This is a genomic window from Streptomyces sp. NPDC044002, from assembly GCF_056434525.1.
Genome location: NZ_JBWKEZ010000009.1, coordinates 127848 through 149920, shown reverse-complemented (window position 1 = coordinate 149920; position 22073 = coordinate 127848). Strand labels below are relative to the sequence as shown.

The 22073-nt window shown below is 70.4% G+C and carries 23 protein-coding genes and 1 pseudogene; 14 read left to right on the top strand and 10 right to left on the bottom strand.

Annotated features, from left to right (window positions below):
- Positions 1-100: 100 nt before the first annotated feature.
- The 5 genes from AC07A6_RS10025 to AC07A6_RS10005 form a co-directional block, all read right to left on the bottom strand.
- Positions 101-487 carry a DUF6009 family protein gene (locus AC07A6_RS10025; protein WP_042804613.1) on the bottom strand — a complete coding sequence of 129 codons (387 nt, stop codon included), beginning with the start codon at positions 485-487 and terminating at the stop codon, positions 101-103.
- A 229-nt stretch (positions 488-716) separates the two neighbouring features.
- Positions 717-2354, bottom strand: coding sequence for a DNA primase family protein (locus AC07A6_RS10020; RefSeq protein WP_478776755.1), 1638 nt, complete (start codon positions 2352-2354; stop codon positions 717-719).
- Positions 2351-3493: a bifunctional DNA primase/polymerase gene (locus AC07A6_RS10015; RefSeq protein ID WP_478776754.1), complete on the bottom strand. Its 1143-nt coding sequence runs from the start codon at positions 3491-3493 to the stop codon at positions 2351-2353. The genes AC07A6_RS10020 and AC07A6_RS10015 overlap by 4 nt, the downstream gene beginning before the upstream one ends.
- Before the next feature lie 986 nt (positions 3494-4479).
- Positions 4480-4899: a hypothetical protein gene (locus AC07A6_RS10010; RefSeq protein ID WP_362467517.1), complete on the bottom strand. Its 420-nt coding sequence runs from the start codon at positions 4897-4899 to the stop codon at positions 4480-4482.
- 63 nt (positions 4900-4962) lie between these two features.
- Entirely contained in the window at positions 4963-5673 is a 711-nt protein-coding gene (locus tag AC07A6_RS10005; protein ID WP_362467518.1) for a hypothetical protein, read from the bottom strand.
- Positions 5674-6672: 999 nt separating this feature from the next.
- On the opposite strand from AC07A6_RS10005, the gene AC07A6_RS10000 reads away from it, so the two are divergent.
- The 10 genes from AC07A6_RS10000 (at position 6673) to AC07A6_RS09955 (ending at position 14755) form a co-directional block, all read left to right on the top strand.
- Positions 6673-7764 (top strand): hypothetical protein, encoded by a 1092-nt coding sequence (locus tag AC07A6_RS10000; protein ID WP_478776753.1) that lies wholly within the window; start codon positions 6673-6675, stop codon positions 7762-7764.
- 112 nt (positions 7765-7876) lie between these two features.
- Positions 7877-8104, top strand: a complete 228-nt coding sequence (locus tag AC07A6_RS09995) for a hypothetical protein (RefSeq protein ID WP_478776752.1) — start codon at positions 7877-7879, stop codon at positions 8102-8104.
- Between the two features lie 406 nt (positions 8105-8510).
- Positions 8511-8975 (top strand): DUF2199 domain-containing protein, encoded by a 465-nt coding sequence (locus AC07A6_RS09990; RefSeq protein WP_478776784.1) that lies wholly within the window; start codon positions 8511-8513, stop codon positions 8973-8975.
- A complete protein-coding gene (locus AC07A6_RS09985) occupies positions 8972-9637 on the top strand; it encodes a hypothetical protein (protein WP_478776751.1) in 666 nt (221 codons plus the stop codon). Before AC07A6_RS09990 ends, AC07A6_RS09985 begins: the two co-directional genes overlap by 4 nt.
- A gap of 73 nt (positions 9638-9710) precedes the next feature.
- Complete coding sequence (locus tag AC07A6_RS09980) at positions 9711-10043, top strand: metalloregulator ArsR/SmtB family transcription factor (RefSeq protein ID WP_478776750.1); 333 nt, start codon at positions 9711-9713, stop codon at positions 10041-10043.
- Positions 10040-10786 (top strand): DUF2071 domain-containing protein, encoded by a 747-nt coding sequence (locus AC07A6_RS09975; RefSeq protein ID WP_478776749.1) that lies wholly within the window; start codon positions 10040-10042, stop codon positions 10784-10786. Before AC07A6_RS09980 ends, AC07A6_RS09975 begins: the two co-directional genes overlap by 4 nt.
- Before the next feature lie 360 nt (positions 10787-11146).
- On the top strand, positions 11147-11809 hold the full coding sequence (locus AC07A6_RS09970; RefSeq protein ID WP_478776748.1) for a GDSL-type esterase/lipase family protein: 663 nt from the start codon (positions 11147-11149) through the stop codon (positions 11807-11809).
- Between the two features lie 186 nt (positions 11810-11995).
- The gene (locus AC07A6_RS09965) at positions 11996-13156 is read left to right on the top strand and encodes a ParA family protein (protein WP_362467526.1); all 1161 of its coding nucleotides are present in this window, start codon (positions 11996-11998) and stop codon (positions 13154-13156) included.
- On the top strand, positions 13153-14409 hold the full coding sequence (locus tag AC07A6_RS09960) for a ParB/RepB/Spo0J family partition protein (RefSeq protein WP_478776747.1): 1257 nt from the start codon (positions 13153-13155) through the stop codon (positions 14407-14409). The genes AC07A6_RS09965 and AC07A6_RS09960 overlap by 4 nt, the downstream gene beginning before the upstream one ends.
- A gap of 103 nt (positions 14410-14512) precedes the next feature.
- Positions 14513-14755, top strand: coding sequence for a DUF6188 family protein (locus tag AC07A6_RS09955; protein WP_478776746.1), 243 nt, complete (start codon positions 14513-14515; stop codon positions 14753-14755).
- A 248-nt stretch (positions 14756-15003) separates the two neighbouring features.
- Here AC07A6_RS09955 and AC07A6_RS09950 read toward each other — a convergent pair whose 3' ends face one another.
- A complete protein-coding gene (locus tag AC07A6_RS09950; protein WP_478776745.1) occupies positions 15004-15993 on the bottom strand; it encodes a helix-turn-helix transcriptional regulator in 990 nt (329 codons plus the stop codon).
- 94 nt (positions 15994-16087) lie between these two features.
- Between AC07A6_RS09950 and AC07A6_RS09945 the strand changes: the two genes are divergently transcribed.
- Complete coding sequence (locus AC07A6_RS09945; protein WP_386275356.1) at positions 16088-16486, top strand: VOC family protein; 399 nt, start codon at positions 16088-16090, stop codon at positions 16484-16486.
- A gap of 116 nt (positions 16487-16602) precedes the next feature.
- Here AC07A6_RS09945 and AC07A6_RS09940 read toward each other — a convergent pair whose 3' ends face one another.
- Positions 16603-16803 carry a hypothetical protein gene (locus AC07A6_RS09940; RefSeq protein ID WP_478776744.1) on the bottom strand — a complete coding sequence of 67 codons (201 nt, stop codon included), beginning with the start codon at positions 16801-16803 and terminating at the stop codon, positions 16603-16605.
- 195 nt (positions 16804-16998) lie between these two features.
- Here AC07A6_RS09940 and AC07A6_RS09935 point away from each other — a divergent pair, with 195 nt between their 5' ends.
- From AC07A6_RS09935 to AC07A6_RS09925, 3 genes are all read left to right on the top strand, one after another.
- Positions 16999-17286 (top strand): hypothetical protein, encoded by a 288-nt coding sequence (locus AC07A6_RS09935; RefSeq protein ID WP_478776743.1) that lies wholly within the window; start codon positions 16999-17001, stop codon positions 17284-17286.
- 95 nt (positions 17287-17381) lie between these two features.
- Positions 17382-17957, top strand: coding sequence for a S1 RNA-binding domain-containing protein (locus AC07A6_RS09930; protein ID WP_478776742.1), 576 nt, complete (start codon positions 17382-17384; stop codon positions 17955-17957).
- Between the two features lie 117 nt (positions 17958-18074).
- Positions 18075-18569 (top strand): hypothetical protein, encoded by a 495-nt coding sequence (locus tag AC07A6_RS09925; RefSeq protein ID WP_362474201.1) that lies wholly within the window; start codon positions 18075-18077, stop codon positions 18567-18569.
- Positions 18570-18769: 200 nt separating this feature from the next.
- On the opposite strand, the pseudogene AC07A6_RS09920 reads toward AC07A6_RS09925, so the two are convergent.
- From AC07A6_RS09920 to AC07A6_RS09910, 3 genes and pseudogenes are all read right to left on the bottom strand, one after another.
- A pseudogene (locus tag AC07A6_RS09920) lies at positions 18770-18922 on the bottom strand (DUF2199 domain-containing protein); the annotation flags it as partial.
- A gap of 838 nt (positions 18923-19760) precedes the next feature.
- On the bottom strand, positions 19761-20513 hold the full coding sequence (locus AC07A6_RS09915; RefSeq protein ID WP_478776741.1) for a hypothetical protein: 753 nt from the start codon (positions 20511-20513) through the stop codon (positions 19761-19763).
- A gap of 425 nt (positions 20514-20938) precedes the next feature.
- The gene (locus AC07A6_RS09910; protein WP_478776740.1) at positions 20939-21838 is read right to left on the bottom strand and encodes a DUF6000 family protein; all 900 of its coding nucleotides are present in this window, start codon (positions 21836-21838) and stop codon (positions 20939-20941) included.
- Positions 21839-22073 lie beyond the last annotated feature (235 nt).

The window sequence follows — 22073 nt, the reverse complement described above, 5'->3', positions numbered from 1 at the left end:
TGCCCGTTCCTGCAGGTCAGAGCGTCGGCAGGGGCGGCTCAGGGACTGAAGGGACCGAGTTTTCGAAGTACGTACGTGCGGGCGGGCAGGCGGGGCCGCGTCAGGCGACGGTGCGCGTGGCGGCGCCCGCAGCTCCGCGCTGGGAGCGCTCCGTCTTCATGCCGACGTGCCGCGGCTCGACCGTGCGCGGGTCCACCGCCTCGCCGGGGGCGCCGGCCCGGTACAGGCCGTCCGGTTCGGCGTCGCGGTCGTGCGGGAGGAGGTAGAAGACGCGTCGCTTCTGGAGCCCGCTGTCGGGGTCGGCCTCCGCGCTGTCGCAGAGTTCGGCGAAGCCGACCATGCGGCCGTCGCGGTAGTAGCGGGGCTTGCCGCGCCTGCGCGGGGTCTTGTCGAGGGCCTGGCGTACGTAGTCGAGCTGTGCGGGGTCTTCCAGCCACACCACCTTGTCCTCGTGGGTGAGATCGCTTGCTTGAAGTAGCGAGCTCATGGCCTTGGTCCCTTCTCGGTCTGACGACGTACCTGATGCGCGGTCCGGAGTGACCACGCTACCGGGCGCCGGGCACGGGTTATCGCGGTGTGCGGGGCGGCTTCCTGCGGCCGGCTCATTCGTTGCGTGTCCATGGTAGGTGGCCGGATGCGGTGGCGGACAGTAGGCCCGGGCGGTTCACCCCCGGGCTGCCCCGTTCGCCGGGCGCGCGCGCCCGCCTCGTACCGGCTCATCCGGACTCGTCCGCGAGCAGGGCGAGGCCGGGGTAGAACTTCTGGCCGTTCGAGCGGAGCATCTCGCCGGGCGAGGAGATGCCGACCTCGGCGCGGATGCGCGTCGCGAAGGCGCGGGTGGTGGCGGGGCGCAGGCCTTCGCCCTCCTGGCACCAGGTGCTGTACGCGCGGTACAGGGCACCCTGTTCGACCTTGAAGTCGCGCGGCTCCTCGGCGCCGTCGCCGGTGGTGCAGCATTCGGCGAGGAAGCGGCCGATGTGGTCCTCGGTGGTGGCGTACGCCTGGGTGGCGGTGCGCACGACGGTGGGGCCGGTGAGGGACGGCTTGGTCCGGAGGTAGGCCATGGCGCCCTGGATCATCCAGTGGAGGATGCCGGGCCCCTCGTGGTTGACGAGTTCCTCCGCCAGGTTGTCGATCTTGCGGTGGTCGGGGACGACCTTGTCGAACGGGATGAGGCGGATGCGGCGCCAGAACGCGTGTCCGCCGGTGCCGACTTCGGGACGGTGGTTGCCGAGCAGCCAGAGCTTGTGGGTGGGCTCGAAGCTGAAGTAGTCCTGGCGCATGCGGCGGGCCTTGAGGCGGTCGCCGCCCGTGAGGAGCTTGACGCGGGCCTCGTCGAACTTGTCGTGGGGCTTGAGCTCGCTGCACACGAACAGGCGACGGCCGTGGAGTTCGGTGAGCTCGGTGGAGTGCTCGTTGAACTTGCCGCGCTCCATCAGGAAGCCGGGCGGGGCGACGTCCGCGTAGTCGCCGAGGATCTTGATGACGATGTCCATGAGGGCGGACTTGCCGTTGGCGCCGATGCCGTAGAGGAACGGCAGGACCTGGCCGCCGACGTCGCCGGTGATGGAGTAGCCGAGCAGGAGATGGACGAAGGTGATCATCTCCTTGCCCTTGTCGTCGTCGCCGAAGGTCTCCGTCAGGAAGCGCGCGAAGCGGGGCGTGGGGCTGGCCTCGGGCGCGAGGTAGGTCGCGCGCGAGTGCAGGTCCCTGAGCGGGTCGGGCTTGCGGAGCTCGCCGGTGCGCAGGTCGACGACGCCGGCGGGCGTGCAGAGGGCGTACTTGTCGCCGTCGAGGGTGTCGGGGTCCAGGGCCAGCTCCGGGGAGGCCTTGGCCTGGGACAGCATGGCCTTGACCCCGGAGGTCGACATGGCGCGCTTGCGGTGCTGGACCAGCTCGCGGTCGGTGAAGTGGCCGCGCGGGTCGTGCAGCGGCATCTCCTCGGCCATGTCGCCGGCGGCCCAGATCGCCGCCTTCTCGCCGCCGGTGCGCTTCCAGCGGTACTCGTCCCACACGTACCAGCCGAGGCCTTCGACGTGGCGGAAGCGGTGGTTGTGGAGGTGGGCGAAGAGCTTGGCGTTGCCCCGGTCGGTGAGGTTGACGAGCAGGCCGGCCTGTACGAAGTCGTCGGGGCGGGGCTGCGTGGTCGCGGGCGTGGAGACCTGCTGGGCGGGCAGCTGGGCGCTCTCGGCTCCCCCGGCCGTGTTCCCGGGGCTCGCGGCCGTCGCGGCCGTCGCCGCCGTCGTCGTGGCCGTCGTGGCCGTCGTGGCCGTCCCGGCCGTCTCCGCCGCGAAGACCGCGAGCTGCTCGGCGGCGGCGTGCGCGTCGAAGCCGGTGCTTCCTGCGCTGCTCATGAACGTCCCTTGGGGTGGATGGGGCGGTGGCTGCCGGCGCGGAGCGCGGAGTCGATGACGAGTCGGTTGCGGCGCGCCCGGGCCGGGCGGGCCGCGTCCGCGGCTTCGGCGAGGAGGCCGGCGCATTCGGGCAGCGTGATGTGGCCCCCGGCCGCGAGGCCGCCGGCGGTGAAGGCCGCCCGGTTGAGCTTCTCGCCGAAGGCGGTGCCCGAGGGTGCGCGGGCGCAGTCCCGGACTTCGGCGAGGAGGGGGCCGAGGATGCGGTGGGCGTCGTCGGACCCGGTCCTGGAGCCGAATCCTGCCCCGGGTCCGGGTCCGGTCATGGTGGTCCGGGCCCCTGCGGCCCGCTGCGGCCCCGGCTGCGACTGCGGCTCGGGGAGGGCGGGGTGGTGGCCGGTGCGGGCGAGTTCGGCGCCCAGCCAGAGCGGCAGGGGCGCGGGGGTCCGGGAGCCGGGCAGGGCTTCGTAGGTGCCGTGGGCCGTCCGCGTACCGGGCGCGACGATGTAGCCGCCGGTGGCCCGGACGTCGACCTGCCAGGCGAGGGCCGTACGGCTGCCGGTGCCGGTGGAGGAGCGGACGGCCGGGCCGCCCAGGGGGGCCCGGTACCAGATGTGCAGGCCGCCGCTGGGGGTGCGCACGCGCAGGGTGCCGGTGTCCTGGGCCGGGTCGGGCCGGCGGCGGACGGCGGCCAGGAGGGCGAGGGTGTCGTAGCCGGAGCCGAGGCCGGTCAGGTCGACGCGGTCGTCGATCGGGATGCCGGGCAGCAGGCGCCCCCGGTCCGGCAGCTCGGCCGGGTGGGTGTCGACGTCGATGACGACGAGGCCGGCCGGGCCGCAGGACACGGCGACGCCGAACCGCGGCTCCTGGCGCCACCAGTCCCTGATGACGGCCGCGTCCGTGGTCGCGGCGTGGAAGCCGTGGCACCACCGTCCGCGCGCCGTGCAGGGGCAGTCGGCGGGGGCGTGCCGCTGCTCCCGGCAGGCGGCGCAGTTCCCGGCGGGCGTTTTGGTCCCTGGGGCGAGGGGATGGACGGGCATGCCCCTGGCCGCCAGCCAGAGCGCGACCTCAAGGCCGTGCCCGTGCCCCGTGCCCGTGCCGACGGCTGCCGCTGGTGGCGGCGTTGCGCTGTGGGCTGGCACGTGTGTCTTCCTTGGCGGTGCGGCTGGGCTTGGTTCGACTGTGTGGGCTGGTCCGGGCGTTGGCCCCGGTCCCGGCAGGGACTGAAGGGACCAAACTTTCACAATGCCGGAGCCTAGCGCAGCGACACGCCGAAGCGGCGCAGGCTGCTGCGACTGTTTTGATTTTTCAGTCCCTTGAGTCCCTCCGGGCGGGGTGGTCGACCGGAGGAGGGTCTGAGAGCGGCCAGACGGCGACCTCGGGGCACGCGCAGGGTCTGCGCGGCGGATTGCCATGGATTGCCTGTTATGGCCGAGTCTCGGGTCAGGGACTGAAGCAGGAGGGACTCCTGAGGCCCCCTCCCCCCGTATCCCCGCTCCCCCTGGGACAGGGTCGGAACGGCCATCAGTCCCTGTTCCGTCCCTGTCCCTTCGGTCACTGACAAACCTGCAGGTCAACGGGCTCACCTCGCCGGTCACAGGGACTGAACAGGGACCGAAGGGACTCAGTTTTCTAGTTATGACGTGAATATGAACCAGTACTGCTTACGCCCGCGCATACACGCACGCACGTAAAGGCTGGAAGAGTGAATTCTCAGTCCCTTCAGTCCCTGTCCTTCTTGGTGGATGCCCTCTGACCTGCGAAAACGTCAAGGGACTGAGGGACCGAGGGACTCAGGGACTGAAAGGTGGATCCGGGCGGGCTTCCAGGGACCCCCCCCCCGGGGAGCAGGTTGGAGCGGGACACCGCTTCGGTCCCTGGGGCACCAGAGGCCGGACGCAGGGACCGAAAGCCGGTCGGCCGGCTGCAACAGGAGGGCAGGGACCGAGCCACCGGGCCGCCGACGACGGTCTCGGTGCGGCTGTGCTGCGCGCCTCCCGGTTCGGCCGCCCTGTCGGGGGCTCGACGGATATAGTGGGGGGACGAGTTACTCAGGCGCGAGGGGCCCTCCACGATGTGGAGGGCCCCTCGTCTTGCTCCGGCTCCGGCTGCCGGGGCTGCGTGCGGCTCAGGCGACCTGGAGCTTCGGGCGGCCCGTCGTCGGGGTGGGCGGGGCCTGGTGGTACGTCGGCAGCTTCAGGTTGGGCAGGTCCCCCGCCTGGATGCGTACGAGGGCCGCACGGAAGGCCGCTTCCATGCTTTCGGGGCTCTCGTACTTCGCCGCCAGCGGGTGGAGCCGGTAGGAGTTCCCGTTGCGCTCCTCGCTGCGCGGCCTGAGCACGATGTTCAGCTCGCACAGCGGCGCCATGAGCCCGCTGACGGCCTGCGGCGTGACCCCGTACTCGGCCGCCATGTCCTTCTGCCGGACCGCCAGCGCTCCCCCGAAGTCGCTGCGGGAGACCAGGTACTGGAGGAACTTGACGGCGGACCCTGACAACGGCAGGGCCCAGATGCGCTCCGCGACGATCGGAGACATGACGTTAGCCATGGGAGAGCCTTCCTCGTGAGCGGTGGCGGTGGTCCCTGGTGGAGGACGGGCCTGGCAGCACTATCACCCGGTACGTTTCCTTCCGCGGTAGTCGGCCGCAGCCCCGAAGTCGAGGTCGAGTTCCTCCTGATGGGCACCTTGAGGGCCCACAGCGTAGGGGAAGGCCTCGACGTCGTGCTCGTGCCGGTCGGCGATCTCGGCGAGTACGTCGTGCTGTGCGGTGCTGTTCCCGTGGAACCACAGGCGCACGTTGAGCTGGATCCGGCCCCTGCCCGCCTTCTCCACCCAGTTGTAGCCGCACAGCGCCTGCACGGCGCGGTTGACGGTGGAACGCGTGATCATCTTGCCGCCCTTCTGAGCGGCGATCTTGTTCAGCCCGTCGGTGATCTCCTGTTGCGTGTACGGGGTGACGCCCGTCCCCGGCACCTGGCCGCCGGCCACGAAGAGGAAGACGCAGAGCTGGGACTTGGTGATGCTGTTCGCGACGGCGAGCTGCGCGAGAAGCTGGGTGAACCAGTTGCTGGCCAGGCTGTAGCCGGAGCCCCCGGCCATGTCGTGGACGGCCTTCGGATCGGCCGCGTACTCGAAGTGCACGCCCTTGAGCCGTCGGCGGCCCCCGGGGTCGGCCGTCGCCGCGACCTCGGCGACCTTCTCCCCGAGCTGCTGGCCCAGGACGGCCAGGATGTCTCCGTACTCGGCCTCGTTCCCCGCGGAGGTGGGTGCGGGTACGGCCCGGGGCCCGCGCCGGCGACGGGCGGGCGGATCAGATGTCACGTGACCTCCTCGTTACTCAGGCGGTCCGAGAGTATCCAGAAAATCAACCTGTGCTTGTCTTTTGACGCGGCGACGCGCCGGGAGCGGCCTGTGGGCACCGCCGTGTTCGAACGCGGCGCCGAAAGTACACGGGGCGTGGAGTTTCCGGGCCCGTGGCCGCCGAAAGTACACGCCTGCTTGATTTGGGTTGCCGCGATGACGGCACGTACGTGCAGCTGCCACGCATGCCGGCGGGCGGTCCGGGGCGCCAGGCCCAGCGCGCTGACCTGCGGCTCTCCAGAACTGCAGACTGCCCGTCAAAAATCAACGGGTGCTTGAGTTTTCCGCCGAATGTGCCCGCCAGGTACACACTCGGCGCTCCCGAACGTGTCCTCCAGGACACACAGCCTCGGCCAAAACCGCAGGTCAGAGCCCTGAAATCGCGGCCGCCTCTTACTAAAAGAGCAACCCTCCGAACGGCGCCCGGCCCAGTCCCTCTCCCTCCCGGGCCCTTCGGCAGGTCCCCGCACCTCACTCCCGGACCCTGACCCTGCCCCCCACCACCCCTTCCTTCGGTGCCCGCCCCCACCTGAAACGTCGGCCGACACACCCTCAGCACCTCCTGCCCGCAGTCGGCATGTCGGCCCCTGCCTCCCCCACCCCGGCCACGTCCGGCATCGGCCCCGATCCGCCCGGGCCCTCGTGCCCAGTGAGGGCGCCCAGCGCCCGAGGGGTGCACCGGCGACCGTCAGGGAGCCGGGGCAGGGCGCGAGGGGGAGCGGGTCCAGGGCGCCGGAGCGCCTGGCGAGGGGGTCTGGGGGGCGAGCAGCCCCCCATGCTGCGGCCGGTCCAGCGCGGCCAGGCGCTGGCGGGGTCCAGGGGCTGGCCCCTGGGATCGACGACCCGCGCCCGCCGACGGACAAGACCCCCGGCAAGAACCCGGAGGGCCTTGTCAGAGGAGCCGCTTAGGGTGGCGACGAGTTGGGATCGGGATCGGGATCGGGATCGGGGGACGCGTCGGTGAGTTGGTGGACCAGGAAGCCGCTGGAGGAACGGGCCCGCTGGGTGCTCGAACCCCTGGTGGGGGTGGGGCCGTTGCGCTTCGGGATGGACCCCGAGCAGGTTCGGGCGGCGTTGGACGGGGCGCACGTATCGCCGTCCCAGACGTCGGGCGGCAGGCTGGCCTGGCAGCGGTACCCGGACGTGGGCGTGACCGCGATCTACGGGCACGGGCCTGGGGCCGGGCCCGAGTCCGGGCCGTGCCTGGCCGCGGTGGCGGTCGATCCGTGGTGCGGGCCGCTGGTGCGGCTGGAGGACGTCGAGCTGGTGGGCCGGCTCCCCTCCGAGGTCCGCGCGGACATCCGCGGTCTCGCCCGGCTCGCGGGGGTCTCGGTAATCTCGAACTGGAGCGGCGATCCGGAGGTGGCGGCCTGGGGGTTGTCCATGGGGGCCGCGCAGGACTGGGGGTCTGCGGCCGGGGAATGGACGCGTGAGGACCGGGTGATCACGCATGCCCTGCTGGTCGGCCCCGAGCTGGCCGCGGACCCGTACGTGACCGCGCCGGTGATCGGTTGGCACGACGTCCGAGAGGCGAGGACGAACCCCGGGGTAGCGCCGCTGACTCCGCAGGCGCGGCCCCGCTGGGCCTGGAAGCCGCTGGAAGGGGTCGGACCACTCCGGTTCGGGATGACCGTGAACCAGGTGTCCGCCGCACTGGACGGCGAAGCGCCGGCCGCCCGCCGGGGATGGAACCTGTGGGCCGGACGCGGGGCCGGACAGTGGTACCTGAGGGAGGAACAGTTCGACGGGGCCGGGGTGACCGCCCACTACTGGTCCCCCGAAGGCCTTCCCACCCTGGCGGCCGTCACCGTGGACGGGCGTACGGGGCCCCAGGTCGACTGGGACGGCATCCGGCTGATCGGCCGGCCCGTCTCCGAGGTCGACGCGGAGGTGATCCGGAGCATCGAGGAACGCGGCCTGGGCTGGATGGTCCACTGCGACGGCGGCCCGGGTCCGGAGGAGCTCAACATGCACGTACGGGCCACCAGGGCCGGGGACACCGTCGTGAGCGGGGCACGCTTCTTCGCGCCGGACTGGGAGGACCACGGCTAGCCGACCGGGCGTCCTCCGGTGCGACTGCGCCCGAGACTGCATCCTTCGGCCTACCGCTACTTCGGTCCTGCGGAGGACGCTTCCGAGGTCCCGGCCGCGAGAGGGTTGGTCCGTGCGAACAACCATCGGATACACCATCGAAAGCAGCGGCTACGTCATCGGGGCCCAGGGGCTCGTCAGCTTCGCCTCGCGGACCTTCTTCGGCACGGAGTGGGGCTGGATGCACAAGATCGTCGACCTGCCCTCCACCGCCTACCTCGGTGTCATCGCCGTGGGGCTGGCACTCGTCGCCGTCGGGGTGAAGACGCGGAGGGCACCCGGGAGCCAGGAGGCGGTCTGACCGCCGGACACCTCCCCCGGACGCTCACGGGCACACCAATGCAGCGACACGGCCCGTTTTCCGGCGCAACGGACAAAAAACGACCGACAGAACAGCCCCTCTGGGCGCCGATCCCGACTCCCCCGGTGTCCCGCGACCTTCCCGGCCCTCGCAGGCCGCCAGCGGGCCGCACAGGGCTTTTTGGCGAAGGTGGATGGCCCCCAGGGGCCCCTCGGGGGGCGGTGGACGTCACCTCGTTGTGACTGAGCGCGCTACTGGGTCCGTGAGCGCTATAGCCGGCCCAAGGTGGGGGCCGGAGGGGAACCGCCCGCGATGGGGCCGGGGCCCGTGACTAGGCTTCAGCACCATGACCAGCGAGATCGGTTTCACCTGTACCTGCTGCGGGGCCCACCATCCTGAGCTGCCGATGAACTACACGGCCGAGGCGCCGGCGGTGTGGGATCCGGCGTTCGCCGACGCCGATGACTGCCTGCTCTCCTCGGACCAGTGCGTGGTCGGCGGGCAGTTCTACTTCATCAAGGGCTTGATAGAGATACCGGTCATCGGCAGCGATGAGGTGTTCTCCTGGGGGGTCTGGGTCTCGCTGAGCCGTGAAAGCTTCTCCCGGGCTGCGGAGCTGTGGGACACCCCGGGGCGCGAGGCTGAGGAACCGTACTTCGGCTGGCTCACCACCGACCTGCCGGTCTACCCGACCGCGACCCTCAATCTCAAGACGCACGTACACACCCGCCCGGTCGGTGAGCGCCCCTTCGTCGAGCTCGAACCCACCGATCACCCCCTCGCCGTCGAGCAGCGCACGGGCATCACCCTGGACCGTGTACGGGAGATCGCGGCAGCCGTTCTCCACTCCGGTGACGGCGAGCGGCGGTGACGGCCCACGACCAGCAATCGGCCGTCCCGGTCGGGCCCGCCGGCCTGAGCCGCAGGGCGCAGAGGTTCGTCGAGGCGGACGGCATCCGGCTCCGTCGACAGGACATCAGGCGACACCGCGACGTGTGGACCGGGCACGGGATCCCCGTCGCCGAGGTCGAACGGGCGGCAGCCTTCCAGGACCGTTGGGGCGGCCTCGCCCTTCCGCCGGCCCCGTTCTACGAGGGCGGCCCGGGGGTCCTGGACGCCGACTGCCCCGAAGGGTCGGACGCGGCGGGCTGGTCCTTCCGGGCGGGGGACTGCCGTGTGTCGATGGCCTACGGATTCATGATCGGCCCCGATGGGGCGTTCGGGATCGACGCCTGCCACTGGACACCCCTGCACGCGAGCACGGACGGCTGGGTGGAGTCCCTGGCGCTCGCCGCGCACGCCCGCGGCCGGGCCGAGACCGTCACACGGCTCAGGGGCAGTGCCGTCGCGGCGTTGGACCTCGGCGGCTTCGAGCCGGTGCCCGAAGTGCAGGGCGTGACCGATACCTGGTGGCGGGGCAAGGACTCGCTCGTCGCCGTGTACCGGGGCGAGGCCGTGGGCCTTGACGCCCCGCAGTGCCTTGAAGCGCACGTCTACGGGGGTCTCGACGAGTGGGGTCTCCACGGCGGCTGACCCGAGCGGACTTGAGCGGCTACTCTCTCGGCCCCCCTTGTTAGATGTTTAGCTAAGCTGTTAAATACCTGGCATGACAGAAGCTCAGGACGAGGCGGGAGCCTTCCGTGCGCTCGCCGATCCGACGAGGCGCCAGATCCTTGAGGACCTCAGGGGCGGCGAGCTCGCGGCAGGTGAGATCGCGGCCAGGTTCGCGATCAGCGCGCCCTCCATCTCACGGCATCTGGGCGTGCTCAAGGGAGCCGGACTGGTCACCGAGCGACGGGAGGGGAACCGAATTATCTACGCACTGGCCGAGGATCGCCTGGCGGCCAGCATCGGCCGGTTCCTCAGCGCCGTCTGCCCCGAGCAGATCGTGCTTCGCCACACCACATGGCGCCGCAGGGCGCAGAACGAGGGATCATGAGGCAGCCACGACTGTCCAGTGTCGTTGAACGACGGCTGCTGGTGAACTACCGAGTCGCCCCGGACATCGCGGAACGCCTGCTCCCCGCGCCACTTCGCCCGCAACTCGTGCATGGCCATGCGGTCGCGGGCATCTGCCTGCTGCGACTGGGGAGTGTCCGGCCCGCCGGGACGCCCAAGGTCCTCGGACTGCGGAGCGAGAACGCGGCGCACCGCATCGCCGTCGAGTGGGACGGACCGGACGGCGTCGAGACCGGCGTGTACATCCCGAGGCGCGACACGGCCTCGCGGCTCAACGTCTGGGCCGGAGGCCGCCTCTTCCCCGGCGAACACGGGCGCGCCGACTTCGAGGTGCACGAGACGCCCGGTCGGATGAGCGTCGCGCTGGCCACACGGGACGGCGACACCCGAGTCGACGTCACCGTCGAGCTGTCCGACGAACTGCGCGGCAGCGCACTCTTCGCCGATCTCGCCGAGGCTTCCTGTTTCTTCCGGGACGGGGCGAAGGGCTTCTCGGCCACCAGCTCCGGCCGTCACCTGGACGGCATGGAACTGCAGACCGATGCCTGGCACGTGGAGGCCTGCCGGGTCCGCTCCGCCGTATCGTCCTTCTTCGACGATCCGGAGCGCTTCCCGCCGGGGAGTGCGACCCTGGACTGCGCTCTGGTCATGCGCGACGTCCCGGTCAGCTGGCGGCCGCTCCCGGCAATGGTTTCCGAACGTGGTGCTCAACTCGCCTGCTGAAGCACTGGAGGCTGCCTCACCCCCGAACTCGCCGTCGTCACCCTGGGAGGTGAGGGGCAGGACGAGGAGGAGTGGTTCCGCCACCACCTGATCGACGTGCGAACGGGCACGCTCGACGGCGAGATCGTCGTCGAGGCTGAAGTGCGCGGTTCGGAACCCTGCTGAGTCGGGCGTAGTAGCCGTCACGCAGACGCGGCCAGAGCTACCCCCGGGCTCAGTGACCGCAGGCGTCAGGACTGCCGGAAGCTGTCAGAGGCTGTCGGGCTGGTGTCGGTGGGGTGTGGGTGGGGCGTCGGTGGGGTCTGGGACCTTTCGAGGGTCCCTCCCCCGCCTGAGCCCCGCCGACTTCGAGGAGCGCGCATGACGATCACCATCCGGCCCGGAAGCACCGTCATGTTCACCGGTGATTCGATCACCGACTGCCAACGGCTGGAGAGCGAGGACGGCCTCGGGTTCGGCTACCCGCTGCGCGTCGCGGGCGAGTGGGGACTCCGGCACCCCGACCGGGCCGTCACCTGGCTGAACACCGGGATCAGCGGCCACAAGGTGATGGACCTGGAGGCCCGCTGGCGGACGGACGTGCTCGACGCGCGCCCCGACCTGCTGTCGATCCTGGTCGGCGTCAACGACATGGGCTGGCACACGATCGACCCTGAGGGACACGTCATCCCCGTCGAGGAGTTCGAAGCGGGTTACGACCGGCTCCTCGCCCCCCTCGCCGAGGCGGGCACCGAGCTGATCCTCATCGAGCCGTTCCTCCTGCCGATCCGCGGCGTCGTCGAGGCCGGTGCCGCGCGCATCGGGGAGCGGGAGCGGAGGCAGTGGCGCACCGACCTGGACCCGAAGATCCAGGCCGTGCGCAGGCTCGCCCGCCGGTACGGCGCGCATCTGATCGCTGCCGACGGCATGTTCGCCGAGCTCAGTGCGAGGACCGTGCCGGAGCACTGGGCCGCGGACGGCGTACACCCGACGCCGGCCGGCCACGCCGCACTCGCGGCGGCCTGGCTGCGCCTGGTCGCGTGACGGCCCGTCGTCCCTGACGGCCTGAACCGGTCGTCAGGGACGACAGGTGCGCCGGTACTTCCGGTCGGCAACGGGCTTCCAGGCCAAGGTAACCGGTGATCTTTGACAGCAATCCGCCCTATACCAGGGCAACATATTTCGGTGTGCCTCTTCGCCTTCCCGTCAGAAGGTTAGTAAGGTACCCGCATGACCGCCCCATACGATCCGGAAGTCAGGGAAAAGGTAGTTGCCAAGCTGCCGGCGCCCCTGAGGCAGGAACTCAAGGTCCGCGCAGCCCAGTTGGGCGTGGACATCCAGGACGCCGTCACCGAGGGCATCCACGCCTGGCGCGCCGACGCAACGGCCGCCACCCCCGTGGACACCTCCGGCTCCTCCTCCTTCTCCACCTACCTCCCCACCGGCCTGTACGGGGATTTCAAGGACGACTGCCGTACGCGGGAGATCCCGTACAACCAGGGCGTCGCCCAGTCGATCCGGCTCTGGCTCGACACCCACCCCTCCCCCATGGGCCGCCGCCGGCCGGCCAACGAGGGCGCCCGCCGGGTCGTGGTCTGCAACCAGAAGGGCGGTGTCGGCAAGAGCGCCATCAGCAACGGCCTCTCCCAGGCCCTCGCCGAGACGGGCGCGCGGGTCTGCGTCATCGACTTCGACCCCCAGGGCCACCTCACCCGCCACCTTGGTGCCGAGATGCTCGGCATCAAGGAGCCCAGCCTCGCCAAGCACATGCTGGGGGAGATCGAGGGCCGGGTCCGCGACCTCCTCGTACCCATCGAGCACGGCGTCTTCGCCGGCCGCCTCTTCCTCCTGCCGTCCTGCAAGGACGCCTTCCTCCTCGACGCCCGGCTGGCCACTACCCGCCACGTGCGCACCAAGGAGACGGCGCTGGAGAAGGCGCTCGAAGAGCTGGAGAAGGAGTTCGACTACATCGTCGTCGACTGCCCGCCCAGCCTCGGCTACACCATGGACACCGCCCTCTACTACGCCCGTACCCGCGAGGGCGAGGCCCCGAAGACCTCCGGCATCGTCGTCCCCGTCCAGGCCGAGGACACCTCCGCCGACGCGTACGACATGCTCAGCGAGCAGCTCGAGGACCTGATCGACGACCTCGACATCGACATCGCGCAGCTCGGTTTCGTCGTCAACCTCTACGACAGCCGCAAGGGCTACGTCGTCACCTCCTCCCTCAACAGCTGGAAGGAGTTCGGGGACCCGCCCGTCATCACCGTCATCTCCGACCTGAAGGAGCAGCGCGAGGCCGTGCGCGTCAAGCTGCCCCTGCTGCACTACGCGCCGGAGTGCGAGCAGTCCGAGGCCATGCGTGAGATCGCCCGGAGGATCGCGGTATGAGCAAGAGCGACCTCCTCGGCACCGGTGCGGCCTTCAGCAACGCCCGCCGCGCCGGCGGCCGCAGCGAGCGCGGGCGGGCCAAGGCCATCGCGCAGGGCGACGTACCGGCGTACGAACTGATCCGCGTCCCCCTCGACCAGGTCTCCCCCACCCCCCTCAACCCGCGCCGCAACTTCGGCACGGACGAGGACAAGACCCGCTTCGGCGAGGAGCTGCGTCAGGCGCAGCTCTCTGCCTGTGTCGTCGTCGGCCGTGAGGCCTACCTCGGCCTGTGGCCGGACCACGCGTCGCGGATCGGGGCGGCCGCGTACGTCCTCATCAACGGCGAACGCCGGTTCCGCAGCGCCGTGCACGTGGGGCTGGAGTCGCTGGACTTCGTCGTGCGCGACGACCTGGCGGTGTCCCGCGCGGACTTCATCGACCACCTCCTCGCGGAGAACCTCGAACGCGAGGACTTCGACGTCATCGAGCGCGCCCGCGGCGTGCAGCAGCTCGTGGACACCTGCGCGGAGCAGGGCCGGGAGCACGGGGCGAAGTCGCGGGCGGCGGAGCGGCTGGGGAAGTCGCCGTCGTGGATCACCAACCAGCTGGTGCTGCTGGAACTCCCCGAGGAGATCCAGGCCATGCTGAGCTCCGGCGACATGCCCGAGCGGGACGGACGCCTCCTGGCGCGCGCGGCGAAGGACCGGCCGGGCGCGGACGCGGCCTCCCTGCTGGACCTGCTCCAGGAGAACAAGGCACAGGAGGCCCGGGCGAAGGCGGCCCAGCGGGAGATCCTGCGCGAGGCCCGTGAGCCCGCGCCGACGCCGGTCCCGGTGCCCGTACCGGCCTCCGACCCCGCCCCCGCCCCGGTGGTGGCCGCCGAGCCGGGCCCCGCGATCGTCGCCGCCCCGGAGCCCCGACTTTTGTCCGCGGACAAAAGTCGGGAGCCGGAGCCGGAGCCGGAGCCGGAGCCGGAGCCGGAGCCGCAGCCGGCAGTGGTGGTGGAAGCCCCGGCTCCGCTTGCCGTGAGCCCCACTCCCCTGCCGGAGCCGGTCATCGCCGAGGCCGAGCCGGAGCCGGAGCAGGAGCCGGAAGCCGAGCCGGAGATGGCGATCCCGGTCCAGGCGAAGAGTACGGCGGCGGCCCCGGTCGCGTGGGGCGACCCCCAGGCGGTCTTCGAGGCGATCCGCCAGAACATGCCGCCGAGGCAGCGGGCGGAGCTGACCATGCTCCTCATCGACAGCAACGGCAGGACGACTGCCAACCGCTGAACCACACACCCCCTAAGGCAGAAGGCCCCATTTTGGGCAGCGAAAAAAACTCGGGCCGTCGTCATGAGAGCACCCTGGCTGGTCGTGCGCCGAGTTGTCCTACGTGGACGAGGTGCACGGACGCCGTAGGCGTCCGCTGCGGGACTGCGTGACGAGCCGGTTCGAGGATGTGGCTCCGGTGCGTACGTTCCGCTGGTCTCGCGGTGCGCGCCACTTCCACCTGACCTGCTCGCCCGATCCGTCCTTTGAAGCCTGGCAGGTCACGGGCCCACGAGGATGGCGCTTCGCGTCGCTACCTGGCGGAGACCTTGCCGTCTGGCCTGGCTCAGGAGCGAGCGAGTCCTAGCCGCGACTGTCCCGTCTCAAATGATCTGGTCCGGATCCAGGGCAGTGACCTGCGGCGACCAGATCAACTGAGATGCCGGACCGCCGACAATCTCAAGCGATCTGGTCCCGGAAGCCTGGATGCCGGGTGTTGTCCCAGTTGATCCGGTCCGGCCCTGATGTCCCGGCGCCCCGGCGCCCCGGCGCGTGCGGACCCGAGGCCAGTGACTTGGGAATCCGCAGCTGGGGCTCTCGCAGTGGGCAGCGACGTCAGGCTTGGCGGGCAGAGGCTGTGAACCGGTCGGCGAACGCGATGGCAAGGTCTCGGAGTTCGTCCGGTCGCTCGATGACGAACGGCCGGTCGAGCGAGGCGAGTACAGGAGGCAACCAGTCGAGCCGCTCTGCCCGCAATTCGACGTGGATCCAACGCTCGGTGTGCGGATCTGTGCCATCCACGGGCGCGGGCTCCTCCACGCTCGCGACGCTGGCAGGAAGCCGGGTGCGGATCTGCTCGACCGTCCCATGGATCCGCAGGGTCACTTCGTGCTGGTACGCGGCCTTGGCGAGCCCTGACAGGACGCGCTGTGCCGGATCGAGTCCGGCGGGCGGCTCGAACGAGCCGGGCAGGGTCCTGGCGTCCGATATGCGATCGAGCCGGAATGTCCGGTCCTGGCCGATCTCGGGATCGGTGCCCGTGACATACCACCGGCCCGCATGGGTGACGATCCCGTACGGGTGCAGCGTGCGTTCGCTTCGTCGGCCGTCTCGGGCGGTGTACCTGATCGAGATCGGGCGGCGATGGCGTACCGCATCGGCAATGGCGAGCAGGACCCCGGTCTCCGGGGTAGCCAACTCGCCGGCCGGAGCCGTGAAGGCGAGGGCTTCCATGACAGCGTCGAGCCGACGGGCCAGACGCTCGGGCAGAGCCCGGCGAATCTTGGCCGCTGCCGTCTCACCCGCGGTCTCGGTCGCCGTTAGCAACCCCGTCCTGCGGCCGGCGACGAGCCCGAGCAGCACGGCGAGCGCCTCGTCGTCGTTGAGCATGAGCGGAGGCAAGCGGTACCCGGGGGCGAGCCGGTACCCGCCATAGCGGCCACGGACCGCCTCGACAGGGATGTCGAGATCGACCAGGTGGTCCACATACCGCCGCACGGTGCGCCCGTCGACGCCGAGCCGGTCGGCGAGTTCGGTCACCGTTCTGATGCCGCCCGACTGCAGGAGTTCCAGGAGAGCGAGCACGCGGCCAGTAGGTCGAGCCATGTCCACCAGCCTAGCCCTGATACCGGACGGATTCTGTCCACTATTTGCTCTAGCGTCCGAAGCGCAGCGAATCCACCAACCTGAGGAGAGCACCATGGACTTCGTTTCGATCCGGATCATCACAGGCGACGTCGCGCGCCTCGTCGACTTCTACGAGCGAGCCACCGGAGTGCGGGCGGACTGGTCCACCGAGGACTTCGCCGAACTGCGGACCGCCAGTGGGACCCTCGCGATCGGCAGCACCCGCACCGTGGCACTGTTCGCACCGGGCTCCGCCCATCCTGCCGACAACAACACCGTGATCACTGAATTCCTCGTCGCCGACGTGGACGGCGTGTACCGGAACCTGGCCGATTTCGTCGCCGACTTCGTGACCGTGCCCACCACGATGCCCTGGGGCAACCGGTCGCTCCTGCTCCGTGACCCCGACGGCAACCTCGTCAACTTCTTCACCCCTGTCACGCCGGCGGCCATCGAGAAGTTCGCTCGTTGACGACAGCGCGGCCGCCTGGGCAGGGGGCAGTCCCGGCGGCACGCTCCATAGGGACCAGATCGAATGAGACGGGACAGCGACACGCATTCCGGCAGGCACGAGTCCTGCAGTCCGTCTCAGCGAACGAAGTCCACGTGGGGCTCGGAGCACGCGTACGCGCGCAGGTCGTCGATCCGGCCCTGACGCTCACGGACCCTGGCGAGCAGGCCGATGGCCGCATCCGGGTCGAGGACCCGGCAGCACCACGGTTCCTTGCAGCGGTGCCCGACGGCGCCCGCACGGCGTGCACCACCCGGTGGCCGCGTGCGGGCGAGCACCTCCATGCCTCCTGCCTCCCTCCCCAGAGGGGGCGACTTTTGTCCGCGGACAAAAGTCGGGGTCACTCGTCGGCGGCCAGTACCTCTCGGGCGCGCAGTACGAGGGCTTCGCCGGCGTCGAGGAGGCGCTGTCGGTCAACCCCGTTTCCAGCGGCAGCCTTGCTCCGTCGGCCTGGAGCCGAGGATGCTGGGGCGATGCCAGGACAGCGGAAGAGGAAGCGCCGACGTCAGGACGAGGCGAGGCGGAGCGCTGAGCGCTTCGCACCCGACGCGGGCCGATGGGAGGTGCTCTTCGAGACCCAGGACGCCTCGGAGTTCCGCGCCTACGTCCGGCGACTCCGAGAGTCGGATCCGGAGATCGACTGGAGCGCCGTCCGCGTGGACAACTTCTGCGGGCGCCTGATCTACCCGGACACGTACCGACTGAGCCTCTTCGTACCCGATCCCGCACCCGCTGCAGGGCGAATCCCGGGCGAGCGCTGACCCCCGACTTTTGTCCGCGGACAAAAGTCGGCAGCGGGCCGTTGTGGGTGCCCCGCCCGCGAGGGCCCGTGACACGGGTCATAGGGTGGCGGGCCATGGACATCGCAGAGACACCGGGGCTCTGGGAGTTCCTCAGCTCCCTCGAACTCGGCGAACGGATCTCGGGCCGCGTCGCCTCCATCGAATCCTTCGGCGTGTTCGTCGCCCTGGACGACGGCCCCGCCCACCCGGTCTTCCCGGGCGTCGGGTTCATCTCGTACGTCGAACTGGCCTGGCAGCGCTTCGACGCGGCCACGGAGATCGTCAGGGTGGGGGAGCGCGTCACATGTGAGTTCCTGCAGTTCGACACCTGGAACGGAGAGGCCCGGCTGTCCCTGAAGGCCACGCAGCCCGACCCGTTCCAGACCTTCGCCGACGACACCAGCGTCGGGCAGACGCTGCCGGGCCGGGTCACCGAGCTGGTTCCCTTCGGCGTCTTCGTCGAGGTCGCCAAGGGCATCGAGGGACTGGTTCCGCTGCTGGAGCTCGCCTGGACACCGGTCGAGACGCCGGAGGAGATCGTCCGGGTCGGGGACGAGTTCCGGGTCGTCGTCACGGAGGTGGACCGGCAACACCGCCGGCTCGTCCTTTCCCGACGACGGGCGCTGCGGCGCCGGCAGCAGCCGGGCTGATGTGGTCCGGCGCTGGTGGATGCCGAACCTCGTCTCAGTTGATCTGGTCCGCCCCCTCCTGCTGTGGGCGGTGCCTGATCTACTGCCTGCCGACGAACTGGAAGCTGAGAGGAAGCAATGGGCGCTCTGACTGACTACTTCCGCGCGGTGGATGCGGCATCGGTTGTGGAGGTGCTTGAGCGGGCGGATGGTGGGTCCCCGCTCGGCGCAGGGCCCCCTGTCTTCGATGGGGTCCAGGCCAAGCACGTGGATCCGACCGTTGTCCTGGCGCTGCTGATTGCTGCCATCCGTCAGGTTCAGTGGCGAGTGGACCTGGTCGAGGAGGTGACCGTGTGGCCGGCCTCCCCAGTACCCGGCCCGGACGGCCCCGAGGACGAGGACGACCCGTGGGTGACGGGACCGTGGGTATCCGAACTCAATCCCCTGGTACGGGACACTCTGGCGGCTGTGCGCGACTCCGAAGTGCCAACCATCGTCGCCAGGTGGGTGCAGGCGGAAGAGCTGCACGGAGCGCGGGTCGAGGACATGCAGCCGGTGGCTGAAGAGATCATCCTGCTCGCCAGGCGGGCCCTCGAAGCCGGCGAGCAGCTCTACTGCTGGATGTGTCTGTGAGGTGGCCCAGCCTGGATGTCCGGTCCACAGCTGGCGAGCCACGTCACCTGAGACAAGAAGCGAATCGGACCAGATCACTTGAGACGGGAACCAGATCCTTCGAGACGGGACACGCGGACAAAAGTCGAGGGGGCAGCGCCTGGGTGTCCTGTCTCAACGAAGTTCGACCGGACTCGGTGAGCTTCGACCGACGCTGCCAGTCAGGCCGGGTGCAGCACAGCCATGGCGATCTCACGAATGCGGTCCTGCGTGATTCCGGTGCGCTGTTCGACAGCGAGTGGGTGGTCGGTGGGCTCCAGCTCGATGAACGGTCGCTTGCCGACCGGTCGAGCGTGGGCGTTGGTCTTCAAGCTCGGTAGTCGGTGCCTGCCTGGAACCGTGGCGGCGGTAGTAGGAGATGGTGACAGCGGCGAGCAGGGGGCCCCAGAGGACCAGTGGCTGGTAGAGGATGCCGACGACGAGGTTGCCCGTGTCCGTCATGTCATCGTGCGGGTACGTCCACCACCAAGGGAGGTCGGCCCAGAGCAGGGTCAGTGCGATGGCGCCAAGGGCTGCTGGGACGACGGCGGCCATGGGGCGGACGGCGCGCCCCCCGATCAGCGGTATCCAGCGCGGCACGACCTCGCCCCAGGGCCGCACCAGTCCGATCGTCAAGAAGGCCAGGAGCTCGCAGACCACACTGAGCGTCAGCATCTGGATCTTCGCGACGGGTGTATCGAAGGGGATGAAGCCCTCGTCGGTGTAACCGGCCTGCCATCCCAGCACCATGGCGATGCGCCACAACCCGCTGGGCAGTACGACCAGCGTGGTCAGGTGCGCTGCCCATACCGCCCAACGTGGGGGCGGCGTAATGGAGTTCGTGGTCACGTTGGCTACTGGGCTGGTCATGCAGCTCATCGTGGCGTGCCGCTGACCGAGTTTCGTCAGACTGTACGCCGGACTCGGGTAGCCCCGGAGAACAGCACTTGGACGAGAGGCTCCCCCGCGTGGCGGAGTCGACGTCATCCTCCGGGACGACGCAGCCACTCCGTTCGCACGCAGTGCGCTGTCCGGGACCTGCCCACGACTGTGTTCGGCGACAAACGGGCTGGATTCATTGGCAGCGGACACACGCCGTGGGGCCCGGACTTTTGTCCGCGGACAAAAGTCGGAGCCGGACCGGGGGAGGGGGGCCGATGGTCGGCGACGGTGTCAGACGGATTCCGCCCGCATGTAGGCGAAGACCCTGCCCAACGCTTCGTCCCGGTGCGGAGTCGCCCCGTCGGAGAACGCTGCCCGGGCGCGGTCGACGTCGTCGCGGCGGACGGGGCTCGGTACGTGCGGGGTCAGCCTGATGACAAGCGGGGCGATCCCCGCCTGCTGGTACGCGGCGAGCTTGTGGTGCCCGTCGAGGAGGTAGCCCACCCAGCTGTCGGCGGTGGGGAACAGCGCGACCAGCGCCGGCAGGTCGCCCCCGGCGCGGATGCGGTCGCGGTACCCGCGCACCGCCCGGTGGTCGCGGGGCGGCCACGTGTCGGTGGTCACCAGCGCCAAGTCCTCGTCGGGGTACCAGTGCTGGACCTGGAGGGCACGCGGGTGGACCACCCGCAGGTGGTGCGGAGCGACTTCGGCCCTCATCACGTACCGCCCGGGGGCGAGCAGCGACAGCAGCGGCCGCAGACACTCCGGATCCGGCGGCTCGACCCGTCCGGTACGCGGATCGGGCACGAGGCCGGGCGCGCTGAGCCACTCGCCGAGGTACTTGACCTCGTCGAGCCCGGGCCCGCCCGCTCCCGCCCGAGCCGCCAGCCAACCCACACTGCCGCAGCCGTCGTTGCCCTCCAGGAACACCGGATCACCGACGAGGAGGAGCAGGCTGCCACCCGCGTCACCGGTCACTTCGATGACGCCGTGCCCGTCGGGTACGTCGACACACACGGAGGGGGAGGGCTGCCGTCTGCTCATCCGCCGATCCTACGGCGGGTGTTCGCGGTCCCGGGGCACCGTGACGGGCGGGGCCCTGTCGTGAGGGCTGCAGGGGGAGAGGTGGGCTTCTACCCCCAGGTAGCGCCAGGCCGCGGTGTGGAGGACGAGGACGGCGGGACCCGTCACCCGGTTTGTTCAGGGCGCGTGTGACCATCTCGGTATGCGCCTGATAGCTGACGGAGCCACGCCGATCCCGCGGATGGTGCTGGTCGAGGACCTTGAGACTGACGACGGTTATGTATTCGAGCCGGCCGAGCCGCTCTTCCTGGCCGCCGGAGATCGCATCGCCTTCGAAGGGGACGGGCTCATCGTCGTGAGAGCCTCCGGCGGGAGGCTGGCGCCCCCCGGCAGCTGGTCCACTCGCTGCCGGCTCAGGGCTGATGGGCCCGACCGTCCGGCGGCAGTCAGAGCGCGCAGGGCCAGAGACTGACGCGGTCTCGTGCCACGCGGACCTCGACCCATGCTCCATCTGCGCCGCTCTCCGGCGGTGGTGGCGGCCCGGTGAGATCGAAGAGGATCGAGGTTCCGCCCAGGTCCAGGGCGACACCTCCGTCTTCGAAGAGGCTCAGCTGTCCCCGAAAGACGATGCGGTCGCCGTCTTCCCGTAGTGCAGGAGCAGCAGAGGCACTCGGCCAGGCGTTCACGGTCCAGACGATGTCCTCGTCCACGGTCCACTCCACGTGGTGTTCCCGCCCCACTGCCTCGGCAGCCCCCCGCCAGAGCACCTCAACGGTGCCCAGCGGCGAGTGGACCCGGACGACCCCCGAGGAGGCGGGCCGCACCGCCTCTACCCTGACCAACATCCCGCCATCATCTCCGACGGACCGTCCGGGCGAGCCGCGCGGGTCGGTGCCGAGGCGGGTGTCGAGGTGGAGGAGGGCGCCGAGGGCGGCCCCCTGGTCGTAGTCGAGGCCGGTCTGCGGCAGGTAGCGGTCCAGGTACGCCGCGAGGATCCCGGCGTCCTCCGCAGTGCCGAAGCGCGCCAGGGCGAAGCAGTAGCCGCTGCCGGCGTAGCAGACCTCGCTGTCCAGGAGCAGGGTGCCGATGCGCTCGCGGAACGTGGTGCGCAGGCCTACGCCGATCAGCCAGGCGGCGGTGACCCGTGGCCGCCAGCCGCCTTCGAGGAGGGTCTCCAGGTCGGCGTCGGTGATGGAGGCCGCGTCTTCGATCAGGCTGCGGGCGAAGCGTTCCCGGTGGGGCCACTGCGGGCGCAGGCAGCGCCAGTTGCCGAGTTCGAGGTAGCGGGGGTAGTCGGAGTCCGTCGCCAGCATGTAGCGGTCGATGACGCGCCGGTCGATCGGCATGCCGGACCTCGCTTCCCGTTCCGGGGCGGCTCCCTTCGCGGCGCCGCGGCTTCGATGCTCGCAGGGCGTCGGCCGGCCGGCACCTGGATTACGCGGGGGAGGGCGCCGACCCCGTTGGCCGGCCACCGCCGCTGGGCCGCCCCGGGGGGGGGGGGGGGTGGCGTGGTCTTCCCCTTTTTGCGGGTTTTCCTGGGAAAAAAAGAAAAAGACGCCTCCCCCCGGCTTTGGGACCTCC